Origin of the sequence: Streptomyces sp. NPDC051020, assembly GCF_040683105.1 — a bacterium.
Classification (GTDB): domain Bacteria; phylum Actinomycetota; class Actinomycetes; order Streptomycetales; family Streptomycetaceae; genus Streptomyces.
Window position 1 is genome coordinate 89,349 of record NZ_JBFBCG010000019.1, and the last position, 17,091, is coordinate 106,439.

Sequence of the window (17,091 nt, forward strand, 5' to 3'; positions counted from 1 at the left end):
CGCGCTCTCACTCGTAGATCTGGAAGAACGAAGACATGCGGGAACCGTACCCCGGCCGGACCGGGCGCAGCACCAGAATTTTGGTCGGTGCTGTTTTCGGCCGGTGCCGCGCCGCTGCTGTTGACGCATGGTCGTGTGGTGCCCCATGTGCAACGAAGCCCCCGGTTCCGTACGAGGAACCGGGGGCTTCGCGGTGGAACAGCGATGCGTCAGCAGCCGAGCAGACGGGCGCCGAGGTACGCCTGGATCTGGTCCAGCGAGACGCGCTCCTGCTTCATGGTGTCGCGCTCGCGCACCGTGACCGCGTTGTCGTCGAGGGTGTCGAAGTCGACAGTGACGCAGAACGGCGTACCGATCTCGTCCTGGCGGCGGTAGCGGCGGCCGATGGCGCCCGCGTCGTCGAACTCGATGTTCCAGTTCTTCCGCAGGTCGGTCGCGAGACCCTTGGCCTTCGGCGACAGCTGCGGGTTGCGGGACAGCGGCAGCACCGCGACCTTGACCGGCGCGAGGCGCGGGTCGAGGCGCATCACGGTGCGCTTCTCCATGACGCCCTTGGCGTTGGGCGCCTCGTCCTCGATGTAGGCGTCGAGGAGGAAGGCCAGCATGGCGCGGCCGACACCGGCTGCGGGCTCGATGACGTACGGCGTCCAGCGGTCGCCGGCCTCCTGGTCGAAGTACGACAGGTCCGTGCCCGAGGCCTTGGAGTGCGCCTTGAGGTCGTAGTCCGTGCGGTTGGCGACGCCCTCCAGCTCACCCCACTCGCTGCCGCCGAAGCGGAAGCGGTACTCGATGTCGGCGGTGCGCTTGGAGTAGTGGGAGAGCTTCTCCCTCGGGTGCTCGAACCAGCGCATGTTCTCCTCGCGCATACCGAGGTCCGTGTACCAGTTCCAGCGCTGGTCCATCCAGTACTGGTGCCACTCCTCGTCCTCGCCGGGCTTGACGAAGAACTCCATCTCCATCTGCTCGAACTCGCGGGTCCGGAAGATGAAGTTGCCCGGAGTGATCTCGTTCCGGAAGGACTTGCCCATCTGCGCGATGCCGAACGGCGGCTTCTTGCGCGAGGTCTGCTGGACCTGACCGAAGTTGGCGAAGATGCCCTGCGCGGTCTCGGGACGCAGGTAGGCGACCGAGCCGGAGTCCTGGGTCGGGCCGAGGTGCGTGGAGAGCAGGCCCGAGAACTGCTTGGGCTCGGTGAAGGTGCCCTTGTTGCCGCAGTTCGGGCAGTTGAGGTCGGCGAGCCCGTTGACCGGCGGCTTGCCGTGCTTCTCCTCGTACGCCTCCTCCAGGTGGTCGGCGCGGTAGCGCTTGTGACAGGAGGTGCACTCGGTCAGCGGATCGGTGAACGTGGCGACATGGCCGGAGGCGACCCACACTTCGGGGGCCAGGATGACCGACGAGTCGAGACCGACCACGTCCTCGCGCGAAGTGACCATGTAGCGCCACCACTGGCGCTTGAGGTTCTCCTTCATCTCCACGCCCAGCGGCCCGTAGTCCCAGGCGGCCTTCTGGCCACCGTAGATCTCACTGCAGGGGTAAACGAAGCCACGGCGCTTGCTCAGGCTGACGATGGAGTCGATCTTGTCGGCGGCCACGGTGCTCTCTTCATTACGACGACGAATTTGGACAGGGGTGGCGCGAAGCGCCTCGGTGGGGGGTGGTGGTCGGGAGACGGGCGGGCGAATGCTTCAGATTACCGGCGGGCACGCCCTCCGGATCAAATCGGTGCGCGGACGGCTCACCCAGTGGGCACCCCATCCGGCTTGTTGACAATCGTTTCCATTTTTGTTGAAAATGACTGTCATGAACATACGCCGCCTCATACCCACCGCTGCCGTCGCCGGAGCAGTCGCCCTCGGGCTCACAGCCCTGTCCGCCTGCTCCCCGTCGGACGCCGCCGACCACAAGGCCGGCGACAAGCTGAATGTGGTGGCGTCGTTCTACCCCATGCAGTTCCTTGCCGAGGAGATCGGCGGGACCCATGTCTCGGTCAGCACGCTGACCAAGCCGGGCGTCGAGCCGCATGACCTGGAGCTCAGTCCGCGGCAGATCGGCGGACTCGGCGACGCCGACTACATCCTCTATCTCAAGGGTATCCAGCCCGCCGTCGACGACGCGATCAAGCTGTCCGGGTCGACCCACAGCGTCGACGCGGCGAAGCTGACCACGCTGGAGGACCACGGCACCGAGACCGGCGGCGGCGAGCACGACCACGAGCACAAGGGCGAGGACGCGGGGGCCGACCCGCACATCTGGCTGGACCCGGTGAAGTACGCCGAGGTCGCCAAGGGCGTCGGCGCGTCCCTGGAGAAGACCGACCCCGGCCACGCCGCGGACTACCGCAAGAACACGGACGCTCTGGTCAAGAGGCTCGACGCGCTGAACACGGCGTACGAGACGGGCCTGAAGAACACCACCACCAAGACGTTCATCACCACGCACTCCGCCTTCGGCTACCTCGCCGAGCGCTACGGCCTGGTCCAGGAGGGCATCGCCGGCATCGACCCCGAGGCCGAGCCCAGCCCCGCCCGGATCCAGGAGATCCACACCATCGCGAAGAAGACCAAGGCCACCACGGTCTTCTTCGAGACCCTCGCCAGCGACAAGACCGCGAAGACCGTCGCGGCGGACACCGGCCTGAGGACCGACGTCCTCGACCCGCTCGAGGGAATCACGGACAAGTCCAAGGGCGCTGACTACTTCGAGGTCATGCAGTCCAACCTCGCCGCCCTCCAGAAGGCGCTCGGCGCGAAGTGATCCTCGTAACACCCGCCACAGCAGCATCGGAGGCGCTCATGTCCGAGCCCGAGAGCACCCAGCCCGACCCCGTGATAGCCCTGCGCGGAGCCACCGCGACCCTCGGCGCGCGCCCCGTGCTGCGTGGCATCGACCTCACCGTGCACCGCGGCGAGGTCGCCGCGCTGCTCGGCGCCAACGGCTCCGGCAAGTCCACGGCCGTGCGGTCCGTCATCGGCCAGGTCCCGCTCACCGGCGGCTCGGTCGAGCTGTTCGGTACCCCCCTGCGCCGCTTCCGCAGCTGGGCACGGATCGGCTACGTACCGCAGCGCACCACGGCGGCCAGCGGGGTTCCCGCCACCATCCGCGAGGTCGTCTCCGCCGGGCGGCTGTCCCGTACGAAGCTGGGGCTGCTCCGCAAGGCGGACCGGGCCGCCGTCGACCGCGCCATCGCGCTCGTCGGCCTCGCCGACCGGGCCGGGGACTCGGTGAGCGCGCTCTCCGGCGGCCAGCATCAGCGGGTGCTGATCGCGCGGGCACTCGCCGCCGAGCCCGAGCTGCTGATCATGGACGAGCCCATGGCCGGCGTCGACCTGGCCAGCCAGGAGATCCTCGCCGAGACGCTGCGCGAGCAGGTGGCGACCGGCACCACCGTGCTGCTCGTCCTGCACGAGCTGGGCCCGCTGGAACCCCTCATCGACCGCGCTATCGTCCTCCGCGACGGCTGTGTGATGCATGACGGGCCGCCCCCGAAGGCCGTCGGCCAGCACGCGCTGCCCGGCCACGACCATGTACACCCCCATGCGGCTTCCGAGCCCGTCCGGACGGGACTGCTGACCTGATCATGGAATTTCTCCAGCCCCCCTTCATGCAGCGGGCTCTGCTCGCCGCCGTACTGGTCGGCGTCATCGCGCCCTCCGTCGGCATCTACCTCGTGCAGCGCCGCCAGGCCCTGATGGGCGACGGCATCGGCCACATCGCGATGACCGGTGTCGGTCTCGGCTTCCTACTCTCCACCAGCCCGGTCTGGATGGCCACGGCCGTCGCCGTCGTCGGCTCGATCGTCATGGAACTGGTCCGCTGGTACGGACGCACGCGCGGCGACATCGCGCTGGCCATGCTCTTCTACGGCGGTATGGCGGGCGGTGTGCTGCTGATCAATCTCTCCGACACCGGCTCCAACGCCAACCTCACCTCGTACCTCTTCGGCTCCCTCTCCACGGTCTCGTCCGAGGACATCACCGCGATCTGCCTGCTCGCCGCCTTCGTGCTGCTGGTGACGCTGGGGCTGCGGCGACAGCTGTTCGCGGTCAGTCAGGACGAGGAGTTCGCGCGGGTCACCGGACTGCCGGTGCGCGCACTCAATCTGCTGATCGCGGTCACGGCTGCGGTCACCGTCACCGTGGCGATGCGGGTCGTCGGTCTGCTGCTGGTCAGCGCGCTGATGGTGGTCCCGGTCGCCGCGGCGCAGCAGATCTCGAAGTCCTTCAAGGTGACGTTCGTGCTGTCCGTCGTCATCGGTACGGCGGTGACCCTGGCCGGCACCGTGACCTCCTACTACCAGGACGTACCGCCCGGCGCGACCATCGTGCTGCTGGCCATCGGCGTCTTCGTCATGCTGACCCTGCTCGCCACGCCGCTGGCCAGAAGGCGTGCCCGCAGCAGCGACGCGGTCACGGCGGAGTGCACCCTGGAAGGGGAGACTCCGGAAGTACCGGCTGCCCGCCCGGCCACGAACGGCGTCCGGGTCTGACCCCGGCGCACGGGCGGGCTGGCACAATGGCCCGACACATGTACGGGCGACATGAGGAGGCACCTGTGGCGACGGCGCCGATCAGTGGAACGAACGCAGCCCCGGTACGTGGCCGGTCGACCCGGCAGCGGGCCGCGGTGGCGGCGGCGCTCGACGAGGTGGACGAGTTCCGCAGCGCCCAGGAGCTGCACGACGTACTCAAGCACCGCGGTGACTCGGTCGGGCTGACCACCGTCTACCGCACCCTGCAGTCCCTCGCCGACGCGGGCGAGGTGGACGTCCTGCGCACGACGGACGGTGAGTCCGTCTACCGGCGCTGCTCGACCGGCGAGCACCACCACCACCTGGTGTGCCGGGTCTGCGGCAAGGCGGTCGAGGTCGAGGGTCCCGCGGTGGAACAGTGGGCGGAGACGATCGCCTCGCAGCACGGGTTCGTGAATGTGGCGCACACGGTGGAGGTCTTCGGTACGTGTGCGGAGTGCGCGACGGCGACGGGGAGCTGAAGCGGGACCGGCGGCACGCGGGACCGGCGGGCGGTGCTCGAAGGAGCGCCGCCCGCCGGTGCGTCATGGTGACGGCCGCCGGTGCGTCAGGCGGTGGCCGCCGGAGCGTCACACGGTACGGAACGCCAGCACCACGTTGTGGCCGCCGAAGCCGAAGGAGTTGTTGAGCGCCGCGATCCGTCCGTCGGGCAGGGGGCGGGGCTCGCCGCGGACGATGTCGGCGTCCGTGTCGATCGCCGGGTCGGGGTCGTCGACGTTGATGGTCGGCGGGGCGAGCCTGTGGTGCAGGGCGAGCACGGTGGCGATCGTCTCCACGCCGCCCGCACCGCCGATCAGGTGTCCGGTCATGGACTTGGTGGCCGATATCGCGAAGTGGTCGGTGTGGTCGCCGAAGAACTGACGCAGCGCCCTGATCTCGGCGATGTCGCCGAGCGGGGTCGAGGCGGCGTGCGCGTTGATGTGCGCGATCTCGGCCGGTTCGAGGCCGGTGGAGTCCGTCAGGGACCGCAGCGCGGCGGATATTCCGCGGCCCGTCGGCTCCGGCTGGGTGATGTGGTGGCTGTCGAAGGAGACGCCTTCGCCGAGGGCCTCGGCGTAGACCCTGGCACCGCGCCGGGCTGCGTGCTCGGCGGACTCCAGGACGACGAGGCCCGCGCCCTCACCCAGGACGAAACCGTCGCGCCCGGTGTCGAAGGGGCGCGAGGCGCCGGTCGGATCGTCATTGTTCGTGGACATCGCCATCATGTTGCCGAAGGCGGCGAAGTTCAGCGGGTGCACCGGCGCCTCGGTGCCACCGGCGATGACGACGTCGGCGCGGCCGCTGCGGATCATGGTGATGGCGTAGCCGATGGCCTCGGCGCCGGAGGCGCAGGCACTCCCGAGGGCGTGGGCCCCGGCGCGGGCACCGACTTCGAGGCTGATGTGGGCCGACGGGCTGTTGGGCATCATCATCGGGATCGTGTGCGGGGAGACCCTCCGGGCTCCCCGCGTCTTGAGGATGTCGTACTGCTGGAGCATGGACGTCACCCCGCCGACCGCGGTGGCGACCACGACGCCGAGGCGGTCGGGGTCGACCGGCTCGTCGTCTCCCGCCCGGCCCTTGAACCCGGCGTCCTCCCACGCCTCGCGGGCGGCGACGAGGGCGAACTGGGCGACGCGGTCGAGCCTGCGCGCCTGGGCGGGCGGGAAGATCTCCGCGGGCTCCACCGCGATCTCGGCGGCGATGCGCACCGGGAGTTCCTCGGCCCATGCGTGCGGTAGCCGTCGGGCGCCGGAGCGCCCGGCGAGCAGCGCGTCCCAGGTCGCGATGGTGTCGCCACCGAGCGGCGTGGTCGCGCCCATGCCGGTGACCACTACAGTGCGGTTCTTCTTATCCACAGAAATCTTTCTCCAACGTCTGAACTGGAATTGCGCGGCCTCGGGTCCGCTCCGGCTCGCTCTGTTTCGTGTGGAGCGGAATGGGGCGTCCCCCCTGGGCGTGTGCCCGTTGGTGCGGAATTCCGCCCTCCCGGTCCTGGGCGGTGGCGATTTTCCGGGATATGCGGACGGCCGTCGCCAGCAAGGGGCTGACGCATTGGGGTCCGCCGGCCCCGGCGAGACCCGTCACCAGGGACAGGGACGCGACGACGGCTCCGCCGCGGTCCCGCAGCGGGGCGGCGACCGCGAAGGTGCGCCGCTCCGTCCGGAATTCGCCCGCGGCGTAGCCCGAGCGCCTGACCTGACTGACGATCCTGCGCAGGACCAGGGGGTCGGGCACTTCCCCTGCCGTGTGCCGGGTCAGCGTGCGGGCCAGGATGTCCTCCTGCGCCTCGGGGCTCGCGTAGGCGAGCAGGACGTTTCCCGAGGCGGTGGTGTGCAGGGGGAACCGGTCGCCGACGGTCATCGGTGCCACGCGCACCGGATCGCCCCAGCCGAGACTCTCCAGCCAGATCCCCTCGGCGCCGTCGCGGACCGAGAGATTCACTGTTGCTTTCGTCTTCTCGTGGAGTCGCAGCATGTGCGGCAGCGCCGCGGCGCGCAGCGCGCGGTGCCGCGGCGCGTGCGCGGCCAGTTCCCACAGCCTCAGCCCGATGGTGTATCTGCCCCCTTCCCCCCGCTCCAGCACCCCCAGGGAGACAAGCTTGGTCGCCATGCGGTGTGCCGTCGCCACAGGAAGGCCGGAGAGGCGGCTGATATCGCTCACCGACAGCGAGTGGTCCCGACCGCTGAAGACACCGAGAACACTGAAGGCGCGCTCGACGACCGAGCGGTTTTCCGTGGTGTTGCGGATTTCCATCCGTAGGCCTCGCTTTCGCCTGGTGCACCTTGATGCACTGCGATCCCCCGGTGAGACGAGCAAGATCCTCACAGGTATGGAGTAATTGCAAAGGTTGCTTCGATGACGCAGAGGGAGCCAGTGCCCGAACAGCCACGTCACCCGCCCGTCGGCGGCGACAGCACGAGCGCCGTCGACCGACGAGCGGGTGATCGCCAGGGGTCGGGGTCTCCTGACCGGCCGTCACCCCGGTTGCCCTGCGGGCCGCGTGACGGGGCGTCGGAGCCCGGCCACGCGGCCGCGCCGGGTCACTGCGGCGGCAGGTCGCGGCGCGGGTGCCGGGGGCGCAGGGAGGGGTCGACCGCGGGGATGCCCACTCTGAAGAAGACCAGCGGGCGTTCGCCGTCCTCGGCCCCGCACAGGGCGGCCAGGTCCCCGACCGTGTGCGGGCAGTCGATGACGTGGCTCTGGGGGTGGACGTAGATCCCCTGCCGGAAGAGGTCCAGCCAGAGGCGGGTGACCAGACGTCCGGCCGTCACCTCCTGGGCCAGGTCCTCGCCCTTGCCCAGGATCACCAGGACGACGCCGTCACCGGCGGTCGCGCCGGAGGAGAGCGGGGTGAGAAGGCGCGGCAGCCCCAGCGGGCGCAGCGCCCGGTAGACGGCCGGGGAGAAGAGCAGCCCCATGAGGAAGCGCTCCACCCGGTTCAGTACCAGCATGACGTCGTTCAGACCGTCGCGGTGGTACTTGGGGTGACGGGGGCTCAGCCGGGTCCATGCCATGAGTTCGGCGGCGATTCCGGGGTCGCCGAAGAACCAGTGGTAGGCGCGGACGAGCAGCGGCCTGGCCGCGGCCGTGCTGATCGCGGCCACCCGGAAGCCCGCCGTGCGGGCGGTTTCCCGCGCGGCCTCGATCGCCTCCGGGGCGATCTGTCGCGGGGCCCAGGCGCCGCGCCAGACTCGGCGGACGGCGATGTCGGACGCCCGGAAGCCGGTGTCGTAGGGGCGCTCGGCTTGCCGTAGCCGGCCCACGCGCCGGGCCGCGGTGTCGAGGTCGAGCTCGAAGTCGACGGCGATGCCCTGCTCGGCCGCGGCAATGAGCAGGCTCTCCACGTACGTGCCCAGCGACAGCCGCAGGTCGCGGTGGGCCGGGTCGCTCGGCCCCAGCGCGTCCTCGGCGCGCCAGCCGACCTCGATGTGGTCGGTGCCGTGGCGGAGCTCCCAGGGCTGCGTGTTGTGCGCGTTCGCCGCCCGGGAGGCCTGGGTGGCGACCTCGCTCAGCCGGTCCAGGGACGTGGTCGTCTTCTCGGGACTCGTCATGCTCTGACTCCGTCCTTGTGACGCCGCTCCTCGGCCGGGGCGGTGTCCGCGCCGGTGGTCGGGCCGGTGGTCGGGCCGGTGGTGGCGGGGGCTCCTTCCCCGGCCGACTCCCGGATGCCGAAGCGGCCGTGGACACTCCGCAGCCAGGAGGGGGCCCACCAGCTGATGCGGCCGGTGGCCCGGAGCGACGCCGGTACGAGCGCGCCGCGCACCAGGACGGCGTCGATGAGGATCGCCAGGCCGGTGGCGGCACCGTAAAGCTTGATCAGGGAGACGCCGGAGGTGAGCATCGCGAAGAAGGAGACCGCGAGGATGGCCGCGGCCGCGGTGATCACCGGCCCGCTCGCGCCGAGGCCGTCGCGGACGGCGGTGGCCAGGTCGCCGGTGCGCTCGTAGTGCTCCTTGATCCGGGAGATCAGGAAGACTTCGTAGTCCATCGACAGTCCGAAGGCGATGCAGAAGACCAGGACCGGCATGGAGACCGCCAGCGGCGAGGGGGTGAAGCCGAGGGCGTCGGAGAGGTTGCCGTCCTGGAAGATCCAGACCGTCACGCCGAGGATCGAGACCAGGCTGAGCAGGTTGAGCAGCAGTGCCCTGATCGGCTGGACCACGCTGCCGGTGAGCAGGAACAGGAAAAGGAGGCTGAAGACCACGATCAGGACGAGGGCGATCGGCAGCTTGTCGGCGATGGACTGGTTGATGTCGGTGACCTGGGCCGCCTGGCCGCCGACGAGCACGCTGTTGCCGGCCGGGGGGGCGATGTCCCGTACGTCGCGGGCGAGTTGGGAACCCTCGGAGGAGTACGGGGCCACGTCCGTCTGGACCTGGAGCCAGGTCGCGGTGCCGTTGTCGTAACGGGTCGCCTGGGCCGCCGGCATGGGAGCGGCCTTGGCGCCCTTCTCGAAGACGCCTGCGGCGCTGACGACCTTGGTCACCTCGTCCGTCCGCGACAGGGCGGTGGCGTACGCCGCGAGGTCGGCGTCGGTGCCCTTCCAGTTCCGGGCGACCACGTTGAGCGCGTGCTCGTCGCCGGTGCCGAAGTCCTTGCGCAGCGCCTCGGCCACGACCCGGCTCTCGCTGCCCTTCGGCAGCACCCGCTCGTCGGGGACGCCGAACTGCGAGTGACCGAAGGGCAGTGCCATGCCGATCAGCAGGATGACGACGGGCGTGGCGAACAGCAACGGCCGGCGGAACGCGAGACCGGCGATGCGGCCCCAGGTGGTGTTCGCGGCGGGGCGGGGCGCGGTCCGCCGGGCCCAGCCCAGGGCGTCGATCTTGTCGCCGAGCAGGATGAGGGCCGGGGGCAGCAGCAGGAGGGCGCCGCCGACGGACAGCAGGACCACCGAGATACCGGCGAAGGCGAAGGAGCGCAGGAAGTACTGGTCGAAGACCAGCAGGGTGGCGAGGGCGGCACCGACGACGCCACCGCTGACGAACACGGTGCGGCCCGCGGTCGCGCGGGTGACGCGGAGGGCGTCGGCGTTGCTGCGGCCGGCGGCGCGTTCCTCGCGGTAGCGGGTGACGATCAGCAGGCTGTAGTCGACCGCGAGACCGAGCCCGAGTGCGGTGACGAGGTTCACCCCGAAGACCGAGACGTCGGTGAACCGGGAGAGAACGTTGAGGATGCCCATCGAGCCGACCACGGTGAGCAGCGCGAGCAGCAGCGGGAGCAGCGCTGCGATCAGGCCACGAAACACGAGAACGAGCAGCAGCAGCGTCAGCGGGATCGCGATGGTCTCCGCGGCGACGATGTCCTTCTCGATCTGTGTGTTCATGTCGTTGTTGACGGCGTTGATGCCGCCGAAAGAAACCGCCACGTCGCCGTCCGGGTCGGACAGGTCCTCGTGGAGCTTCTTGGTGGTCTTGAGGCTCTCGTTCTCGTCACCGTTGACCCGGACCAGGACCAGCCCCGCGTCGTCGGAGCGCAGCGACGGGTCGGCAGTGGCGAAGTACGAGGACACGATCCGGGCTCCGGAGGCGTCGCCGATCGTCTTGGTGACCCGGTCGGCGGCGGCGCGCGCTTCGGCGCTGTCGACCCCACCCTTGGTGTCCTTGATCATGACCACCATGTTGGGCTGGCTCTCCGGGAAGGAGTGCTCCAGCGCCGAGGTGGCGGCCACGGAGTCGGAGGCGGGGTCGTCGAACCCGCCGGACTTGAGGTTTTCGAGTACGCCTGCGCCGGCCGCGCCGGTGATGATCAGGAACAGCAGCCCTGCGAGCAGGGTGAACCACGGGCCGCGCCGGCTCTGCCGACCGCTTTGGGGTGGCACCGAAGTGGTCACCATGGGAGGTCCTTTCGTTCTTCTCTGACGGTTCGTCCGATGCCTGTCCGGGCTCTGCCGAGCGCTGTCGGGCCTCATCGGTACTGGGGGATGCGGAGGTACTGGGCGTTGCGTCGAGGAGCACGGCTCGTCCTCTACAGGACACGCCTGTCGATGGACCGACCCGAGTCAGAGTGATGCTCCCATTCGAGAGCACCGATCTGAATATGAATCAGTGTTGCCATTCAGTGAACACTGGTCCAAGAGCAATGCTCTGATCGTGGACCAGTGATCCAATCGGCGACCAGGGGGCAAACTTCAGGCCATGAGCGTGGTCCGAGGAGCCAAAGAAAGGGCCCGCGCCGAGGTCGGCGCGGCCATCAAGGAGGAGGCCAGGCGCCAGCTTGCGGCGGAGGGGGCGGCGCGGCTGCCCCTGCGAGCGGTGGCCCGTGAGCCGGGCATGGCACCGTCGGCCGTCCACCGCTGCTTCCCGAATCGCGACGATCTCCTCACGGCCCTCATCGTCGACGCGTACGACGCCCTCGGCGCCGCCGCCGGGGCCGCGCCCACGGAAGCCGGGACGGCGGATCCGCTGCGGAGCTGAACCGCGGCCTGCCGGGCGATCCGGGGCTGGGCGCTCACCCAGCCCCACGAGTACGCCCTGATCTACGGCTCGCCCGTCCTTGGGCAGGACGCCCCGCCGGACACCGTCGGTCCCGCCTCGCGTGCCGTTCTCGCCCTGGTCGACGTCGTGAAGGCGGCCGACGCGGCGGGGCGCTCGCCTCGTTCCCCGGGAGCGGGCGGCGACACGAGGGGATGAGCGCCGACGCCCAACCACTCTTCGAGGAGTCCGGCCGCGCGATTGCGCCGACGGCCGCGATCCGGCCGGCCGCCGTCCGGGCGCAGCTCTTCGGGCTGATCAGCTTCGAGGCGTTCGGGCGATTCGACCGGACCATCGACGCCCGTGACGACGTGTTCGACCAGGCGGCGCTCGACCTGGCGCACCAGGCCGGGCTGCGCCCCACCGGCACCGTATCCGCCGCCGGGGCGGCGGGCCGGGTCGCCGGGCCGGCGATACCGTACGGACATCCGCGGGACACACGCGACGGCAGATCGACATCCGCCCTTTCAAGTCATGTTCATTCCGCTGAGTGAAAAGGCGCGCCGCCCACCCTTGCCGCTTGCAGAACTCTGAACACACGGCGAGAAGTTGACGCATAACCAGATCGAGACACTCCATCACCATGGCCTTGTGGGTTGCCCATTACCCGGGCTCCTTCGCACGACCTGTCATTTCGTCCACTTCTGACGCCGTGTCATGTCCGTCAATATCGGATCGGGGTATCAGCAGCTGTGACTGGTATAGCCATCGTCGGCATGTCGTGCCGCTTTCCCGGCGCCGGGAACCTCAACGAGTTCTGGCAGATGACCATCAACGCCGAGCCGCAGTTCGCAGGGGTGCCCGAATCGCGCTGGGATCACTCCAAGTACCACAGACCAGGCGATTTCCGGGAGTCGCACAGTACGTACACCGACCGGGTGGCCTTCCTCCCCGCCATCGACCAGTTCGCCCCGTCCCACTACGGCGTACCACCGCGCCGGGCGAGGGCCATGGACCCCCAGCAACGCCTCTTCGTCGACCTCGCCCGGGAGGCCCTGCAGGACGCCGGCTGGGAGCGGAACTCCTTCGACCGCGCGACGACCGGCGTGTTCGCCGGGGTGTCCTCGATCGACTACCGCGACGCGGCCTTCGCACGGATCAACGCCAGGCTCCTCGCGGACGGCTCGTTTCACGTCGGCGAGGACGACCCCGAACTCCTGGCCGGCCTGGAAGAGGCCGCCGGGTCGGCGGTCATGCCCGTGGGACCGTTCTCCATCGCCGGTGTCATCGGCAACATGGTGCCGGCCGCCGTGAGCGAGGTGTTCGACCTCGGCGGTCCCTCGTACGCCGTCGACGCGGCCTGCTCGTCGGCGCTGGTGGCACTGGACACGGCGGTACGGAGCCTGCGGTCGGGCGGGTGCTCGGTGGCTCTCGTCGGCGGGGTCTTCGTCAACCTCACACCCAACGCGCTGATCGGCTTCTCCCGGGCCGGCGCGCTCTCCCGGGACGGCGTGTGCCGGCCGTTCGACGAGCGGGCGGACGGCTTCGTGCTCGGCGAGGGCGGCGGTGTGCTGGTGCTCCGTCCTCTGGCGGACGCCCTGGCGGCCGGCGACCGCGTCTACGCCGTCGTGAGCGGCGTCGGCACCGCCAACGACGGGCGCGGCGGCGGCCCGATGACGCCGCAGGCCCAAGGGCAGCTGGCCGCGCTGCGCGCCGCCTACCGGGACGCCGGAGTGGCCCCCGGGGCGATCGACCTGTTGGAGGCCCACGGCACCGGCACGCCGGTCGGCGACCGCACCGAGATGGAGGCGATGCGCCTGCTGCGCGACGAGGCGGGCCAGACCCGGCCCTGCTACGTCTCCTCGTCCAAGGCCCTCATCGGCCACACCCTCTCCGCGGCCGGCGCGGCGGGTCTCGTACGGGCCGCCCTGGCCCTGCACCACGGCGTCGTACCGCCGCAGCCCGCCGAGCACCGCGCCAGCCCCGAGCTGCGGCTCGACGAGTCGGGGCTGCGCCTTGCCACTGCGCCGCAGGAGTGGCCGCGGGGCGAGCTGCCCCGGGCGGGGGTCAGCTCGTTCGGCTTCGGCGGCACGAACGTCCACGCCGTCCTCGAAGGCGCGCCGCTCCCGGAGTCCGGAGCCGATCCCGCCCCGGAGCGGCCCGAACGGGAGGACGAGCCGTGGCTGTTCCTCCTGTCCGCCGGTTCGATGCCCCAACTGGCCCGGCACGCCCGGAAGATCCGGGACGCCGTCACCGCGTCCGCCGCGCCGCCCGCCGCGGTGGCCCGCACCCTGGCCGGCCGCGAGCTGCTCACCGCCCGACTGGCGTTCGCCGCCGCCACGCGCCAGGAGCTCCTCGACCGGCTCGACCTGGCCGCCCAGCGGCTGGACGAGGGCGCCATCGGCGAACTGGCCCCCGGCGTCCACGCCGCGGCCAAGCCGCTGCCCGAGGCGGAGCGGAAGATCGCCTTCGCCTTCCCCGGGCAGGGGGCGCAGCAGCCGGGAATGCTCGCCGACCTGGTCCGGCGCTTCCCGGCGTCGGCCCGGCGCGCCGAGGAACTGACCGCCCTGACCGCCGAGGAGTCGGCGGAGCTCCCCGCGCGACTGCCCGACCTGCTCTGGGGGCAGCACGGGCCCGACGACGCCGAGGCGATGGCGACGCTCACGGTCACGGACCTGTGCCAGCCCGCGCTCGGCATCACCGCAGTCGCCACCACCGAGCTGCTGGCCGCCTGCGGCGTCGTCCCTTCCCTCACCGTCGGGCACAGCGTCGGCGAGTTCCCGGCGGCGGCCGCGGCCGGCGCGATCGCGGCGGACGAGACGGTCCGGTTCATGGCCCGGCGGGGCGCGGCACTCGCCGCCGCCGTACCGGCCGGAACCGGCGTGATGCTCGCCGTCCAGGCGACGCACGAGAAGGCGGAGAAGCTCGCCGCCGACGTGGACGGGGTCTGGCCCGCCTGCTACAACCACGAGCACCAGGTGGTGTTCAGCGGCGGCGAGGCGGCCGTGGAGCGGCTGCGCGAACACTGCGCGGAACGCGGCGTGGCCGCGGTGCGGCTGCGGGTGTCGCACGCCTTCCACTCGCCGCTGGTGGCCGCGGCCGACGAGGCGGTGACCCATCGCGTCGCGGCCCTGCCGCTCGTGGCGCCCACCCGTACCTTCGTCTCCGGCGTCGGCGGCCGGGTGTGCGACCGGCCACAGGAGATCCGGGACCTGTGGAGCCGGCACAACACCGTCCCCGTGCGCTTCAGCGAGGCCGTCACGTCGGTGGCAGACGCCGGGGCCCGTTTCCTGGTGCAGATCTACGGCGGCGACTCGCTGCTGCGGATGGCTCGGCGCACCCCCGGCGCCAAGGCGCTGGACGTCGTACCGCTCACCACGAGCCGACCGGACGGCGCGCGGGCCTTCCTGACTGCGCTGGGCAGGCTCGCCGTGGCGGGTGTGCCGGTGGATCCCGCCCCGCTCTTCCCGGCGGACGCCCCACCGCTGTTGTCGCTTCCGGCGTCACCCCTGGAGACCTCGTCCTTCACGATCCTCAAGGGGACGGGCCGGAAGCGGACCGCCGACACCCGGCGCCCCGGCACCCCGGCCCCTGCCGCCCAGGCTGCCCCTGTCGCCCCTGTCGCCCCTGCCGCCCCCGTGGCCTCCGCGGCCGCCGTCACGGCCCCGGCTCCGGTGGTCGTCGCATCCACGGCCGCCGTGCCGTACGGCGCCACAATCGACCACACGTCCGCCGCCTCCACCCACTCGAACGGTGAATCGAGCATGAGCAGCCTTATCTCGTTCCTCCACGCCCAGGTCAATCTGCTGCAGTCGGTCGGCGCCGCCGCGGTCGACGGCCCGGTACCGAACGGTGCGCCGGCGACCGTGACCGCAGCTGCGCGTCCGATCCCCGTCCTGGTGCCACCGGCCGACGTCCTCACGGCCGACGCCCCGGCGGTCGCGACCGCTGACCCGGCGGACGTGGTGACGTCCCGTGTGCTCTCCGCGATAGCCAAGGTCAGCGCGTACTCCGAGGACTTCCTGCAGCCGGAGCACGTGTTCGCCACCGACCTCGGCTTCGACTCGATCATGCTCGCCGAGCTCGCCGCGGGCCTGCGCAGGCAGTGGCCGGACATCGAGGTGCGGGCCTCGGACGTGGTGAGGATCAGCACCGTCGGCGAGCTGATCACGACGGTCCAGGAACTCCTCGGCACCGCCGCCGCCAACCCCGCCCCGGTGCCGGTGCCGGTAGCCACCGAGGCCCCCGCCGTACCCTCCGTGCCCGCGCCCCGCACCGAGGCCGTCCCCGCGCCGGACCGCACCGCGACCGGTGATGTCAGGGCCCTGCCCGAAGTCGTCGCCACGCTCGAACGCTCACGCATGTACGAGCGCTTCGGCGTCCGCAACCCCTACTACCTTCCGCACGAGGGAACGATCCGGGACGTCACCCGGGTCGAGGGCACCGAGCTGATCTCGTTCTCCAGCTACAACTACCTGGGCCTGTCGGGCCACCCGACCGTCGTCAAGGCCGTGACCAAGGCGGTCAAGCAGTACGGCAGCTCGGTCTCGGCCGCCCGCATACTGTCCGGCAACCGTCCGCTGCACGAGGAACTCGACCGGGGCCTCGCCCGCCTCGTCGGCGCCCAGGACGCGGTCACGCTGGTCAGCGGCCATGCCACCAACGTCACCGTCATCGGCCACCTGGTGGGCCCCGAGGACCTGATCCTGCACGACGCGCTCGCGCACGACAGCATCATCCAGGGCTGCCGTCTGTCGGGGGCGAGCCGCCAGCCGTTCCCGCACAACGACATCACCGCCCTGGACCGGATCCTGCACCAGGTGCGCGACCGCTACCGCCGGGTGCTGATCGTGGTCGAGGGCGTGTACAGCATGGACGGCGACATCGCCGACCTGCCCGCCCTGATCGCCGTCAAGCAGCGGCACGCGGCGCTGTTGATGGTGGACGAGGCCCACAGCATCGGCGTGCTGGGCAAGACCGGTGGCGGCATCGGCCAGCACTGGGGCGTCGACGCCGACGACGTCGACGTGTGGATGGGCACCCTGTCCAAGTCACTGGCGAGCTGCGGCGGTTACGTGGCCGGCCGGCACGAGCTGATCGAGCACTTCCGCTACACCCTCCCCGGCTTCATCTACAGCGCCGGCCTCACCCCGCCGAACACCGCCGCCTCCCTGGCCGCGCTGCGGGTGATCCAGGAGGAGCCCGAGCGGCTCGACCGGCTCCACCAGCGCTCGGCCCTGTTCCTGCGGCTCTCCGCGGCGGCCGGGATCGACGTCGGTACCAGCGAGGGCACGCCGGTCGTGCCGTGCATCACGGGCGACTCGGAGAAGGCCCTCAAGCTCGCCGACCGGCTCTACCAGCGTGGCATCAGCGCCAACCCGATCCTGCACCCGGCGGTCGAGGAGCGGCTGGCCCGGCTCCGGTTCTTCATCACCTCCGAGCACACCGAGGAGCAGATCGAGTACACGGTGAAGGTCATGGCCGAGGAGCTGGCGAAGCTGGCCTGACCCGTCGGCATCCTGACCCCGTCGGCATCCTGAACCGCCGGCGCCCTCGTCGGCGCGCGGAGCGGTCGGACCGAGGCACCCGGGTGCCCAAACAACGACCAGCCACCCGTCACACACCACACAACGCGATGCTTCACCGGGACCGGCAACTGAAGGCGAC

General features: G+C 70.9%; 13 protein-coding genes. 8 read left to right on the forward strand and 5 right to left on the reverse strand.

The window, feature by feature from the left end; all coding sequences use genetic code 11:
• Positions 1-209: 209 nt before the first annotated feature.
• Positions 210-1,592 (reverse strand): glycine--tRNA ligase, encoded by a 1,383-nt coding sequence (locus AB0N06_RS13275; RefSeq protein ID WP_366134780.1) that lies wholly within the window; start codon positions 1,590-1,592, stop codon positions 210-212.
• Positions 1,593-1,800: 208 nt separating this feature from the next.
• On the opposite strand from AB0N06_RS13275, the gene AB0N06_RS13280 reads away from it, so the two are divergent.
• The 4 genes from AB0N06_RS13280 (at position 1,801) to AB0N06_RS13295 (ending at position 4,989) form a co-directional block, all read left to right on the forward strand.
• Positions 1,801-2,754 carry a metal ABC transporter substrate-binding protein gene (locus AB0N06_RS13280; protein ID WP_366134781.1) on the forward strand — a complete coding sequence of 318 codons (954 nt, stop codon included), beginning with the start codon at positions 1,801-1,803 and terminating at the stop codon, positions 2,752-2,754.
• 38 nt (positions 2,755-2,792) lie between these two features.
• Positions 2,793-3,575: a metal ABC transporter ATP-binding protein gene (locus AB0N06_RS13285; protein WP_366134782.1), complete on the forward strand. Its 783-nt coding sequence runs from the start codon at positions 2,793-2,795 to the stop codon at positions 3,573-3,575.
• Positions 3,576-3,577: 2 nt separating this feature from the next.
• Positions 3,578-4,486: a metal ABC transporter permease gene (locus AB0N06_RS13290; RefSeq protein WP_366134783.1), complete on the forward strand. Its 909-nt coding sequence runs from the start codon at positions 3,578-3,580 to the stop codon at positions 4,484-4,486.
• Between the two features lie 65 nt (positions 4,487-4,551).
• A complete protein-coding gene (locus AB0N06_RS13295; protein ID WP_366134784.1) occupies positions 4,552-4,989 on the forward strand; it encodes a transcriptional repressor in 438 nt (145 codons plus the stop codon).
• A 108-nt stretch (positions 4,990-5,097) separates the two neighbouring features.
• Here AB0N06_RS13295 and AB0N06_RS13300 read toward each other — a convergent pair whose 3' ends face one another.
• The 4 genes from AB0N06_RS13300 to AB0N06_RS13315 all read right to left on the reverse strand — a co-directional run bounded on the left by AB0N06_RS13300 (position 5,098) and on the right by AB0N06_RS13315 (position 10,847).
• Entirely contained in the window at positions 5,098-6,366 is a 1,269-nt protein-coding gene (locus tag AB0N06_RS13300; RefSeq protein WP_366134785.1) for a beta-ketoacyl-[acyl-carrier-protein] synthase family protein, read from the reverse strand.
• Positions 6,359-7,264, reverse strand: coding sequence for an IclR family transcriptional regulator (locus AB0N06_RS13305; protein ID WP_366134786.1), 906 nt, complete (start codon positions 7,262-7,264; stop codon positions 6,359-6,361). Before AB0N06_RS13305 ends, AB0N06_RS13300 begins: the two co-directional genes overlap by 8 nt.
• Before the next feature lie 287 nt (positions 7,265-7,551).
• Positions 7,552-8,562, reverse strand: a complete 1,011-nt coding sequence (locus AB0N06_RS13310; RefSeq protein WP_366134787.1) for a hypothetical protein — start codon at positions 8,560-8,562, stop codon at positions 7,552-7,554.
• Positions 8,559-10,847, reverse strand: coding sequence for an MMPL family transporter (locus tag AB0N06_RS13315; RefSeq protein ID WP_366134788.1), 2,289 nt, complete (start codon positions 10,845-10,847; stop codon positions 8,559-8,561). Before AB0N06_RS13315 ends, AB0N06_RS13310 begins: the two co-directional genes overlap by 4 nt.
• 301 nt (positions 10,848-11,148) lie before the next feature.
• Here AB0N06_RS13315 and AB0N06_RS13320 point away from each other — a divergent pair, with 301 nt between their 5' ends.
• The 4 genes from AB0N06_RS13320 to AB0N06_RS13335 all read left to right on the forward strand — a co-directional run bounded on the left by AB0N06_RS13320 (position 11,149) and on the right by AB0N06_RS13335 (position 16,931).
• On the forward strand, positions 11,149-11,427 hold the full coding sequence (locus tag AB0N06_RS13320) for a TetR family transcriptional regulator (protein ID WP_366134789.1): 279 nt from the start codon (positions 11,149-11,151) through the stop codon (positions 11,425-11,427).
• A gap of 60 nt (positions 11,428-11,487) precedes the next feature.
• Positions 11,488-11,643: a hypothetical protein gene (locus tag AB0N06_RS13325; RefSeq protein ID WP_366134797.1), complete on the forward strand. Its 156-nt coding sequence runs from the start codon at positions 11,488-11,490 to the stop codon at positions 11,641-11,643.
• Positions 11,640-11,978 (forward strand): hypothetical protein, encoded by a 339-nt coding sequence (locus AB0N06_RS13330; RefSeq protein WP_366134790.1) that lies wholly within the window; start codon positions 11,640-11,642, stop codon positions 11,976-11,978. The genes AB0N06_RS13325 and AB0N06_RS13330 overlap by 4 nt, the downstream gene beginning before the upstream one ends.
• Before the next feature lie 198 nt (positions 11,979-12,176).
• Positions 12,177-16,931, forward strand: a complete 4,755-nt coding sequence (locus AB0N06_RS13335; RefSeq protein ID WP_366134791.1) for an aminotransferase class I/II-fold pyridoxal phosphate-dependent enzyme — start codon at positions 12,177-12,179, stop codon at positions 16,929-16,931.
• The last annotated feature ends 160 nt before the right edge of the window (positions 16,932-17,091 follow it).

Bases quoted from the DNA above. Each gene is read 5' to 3' on its own strand.
- AB0N06_RS13280 (WP_366134781.1), top strand. From the start codon at position 1,801: ATGAACATACGCCGCCTCATACCCACCGCTGCCGTCGCCGGAGCAGTC.
- AB0N06_RS13285 (WP_366134782.1), top strand. From the start codon at position 2,793: ATGTCCGAGCCCGAGAGCACCCAGCCCGACCCCGTGATAGCCCTGCGC.
- AB0N06_RS13290 (WP_366134783.1), top strand. From the start codon at position 3,578: ATGGAATTTCTCCAGCCCCCCTTCATGCAGCGGGCTCTGCTCGCCGCC.
- AB0N06_RS13305 (WP_366134786.1), bottom strand. From the start codon at position 7,264: ATGGAAATCCGCAACACCACGGAAAACCGCTCGGTCGTCGAGCGCGCC.
- AB0N06_RS13310 (WP_366134787.1), bottom strand. From the start codon at position 8,562: ATGACGAGTCCCGAGAAGACGACCACGTCCCTGGACCGGCTGAGCGAG.
- AB0N06_RS13315 (WP_366134788.1), bottom strand. From the start codon at position 10,847: ATGGTGACCACTTCGGTGCCACCCCAAAGCGGTCGGCAGAGCCGGCGC.
- AB0N06_RS13320 (WP_366134789.1), top strand. From the start codon at position 11,149: ATGAGCGTGGTCCGAGGAGCCAAAGAAAGGGCCCGCGCCGAGGTCGGC.
- AB0N06_RS13330 (WP_366134790.1), top strand. From the start codon at position 11,640: ATGAGCGCCGACGCCCAACCACTCTTCGAGGAGTCCGGCCGCGCGATT.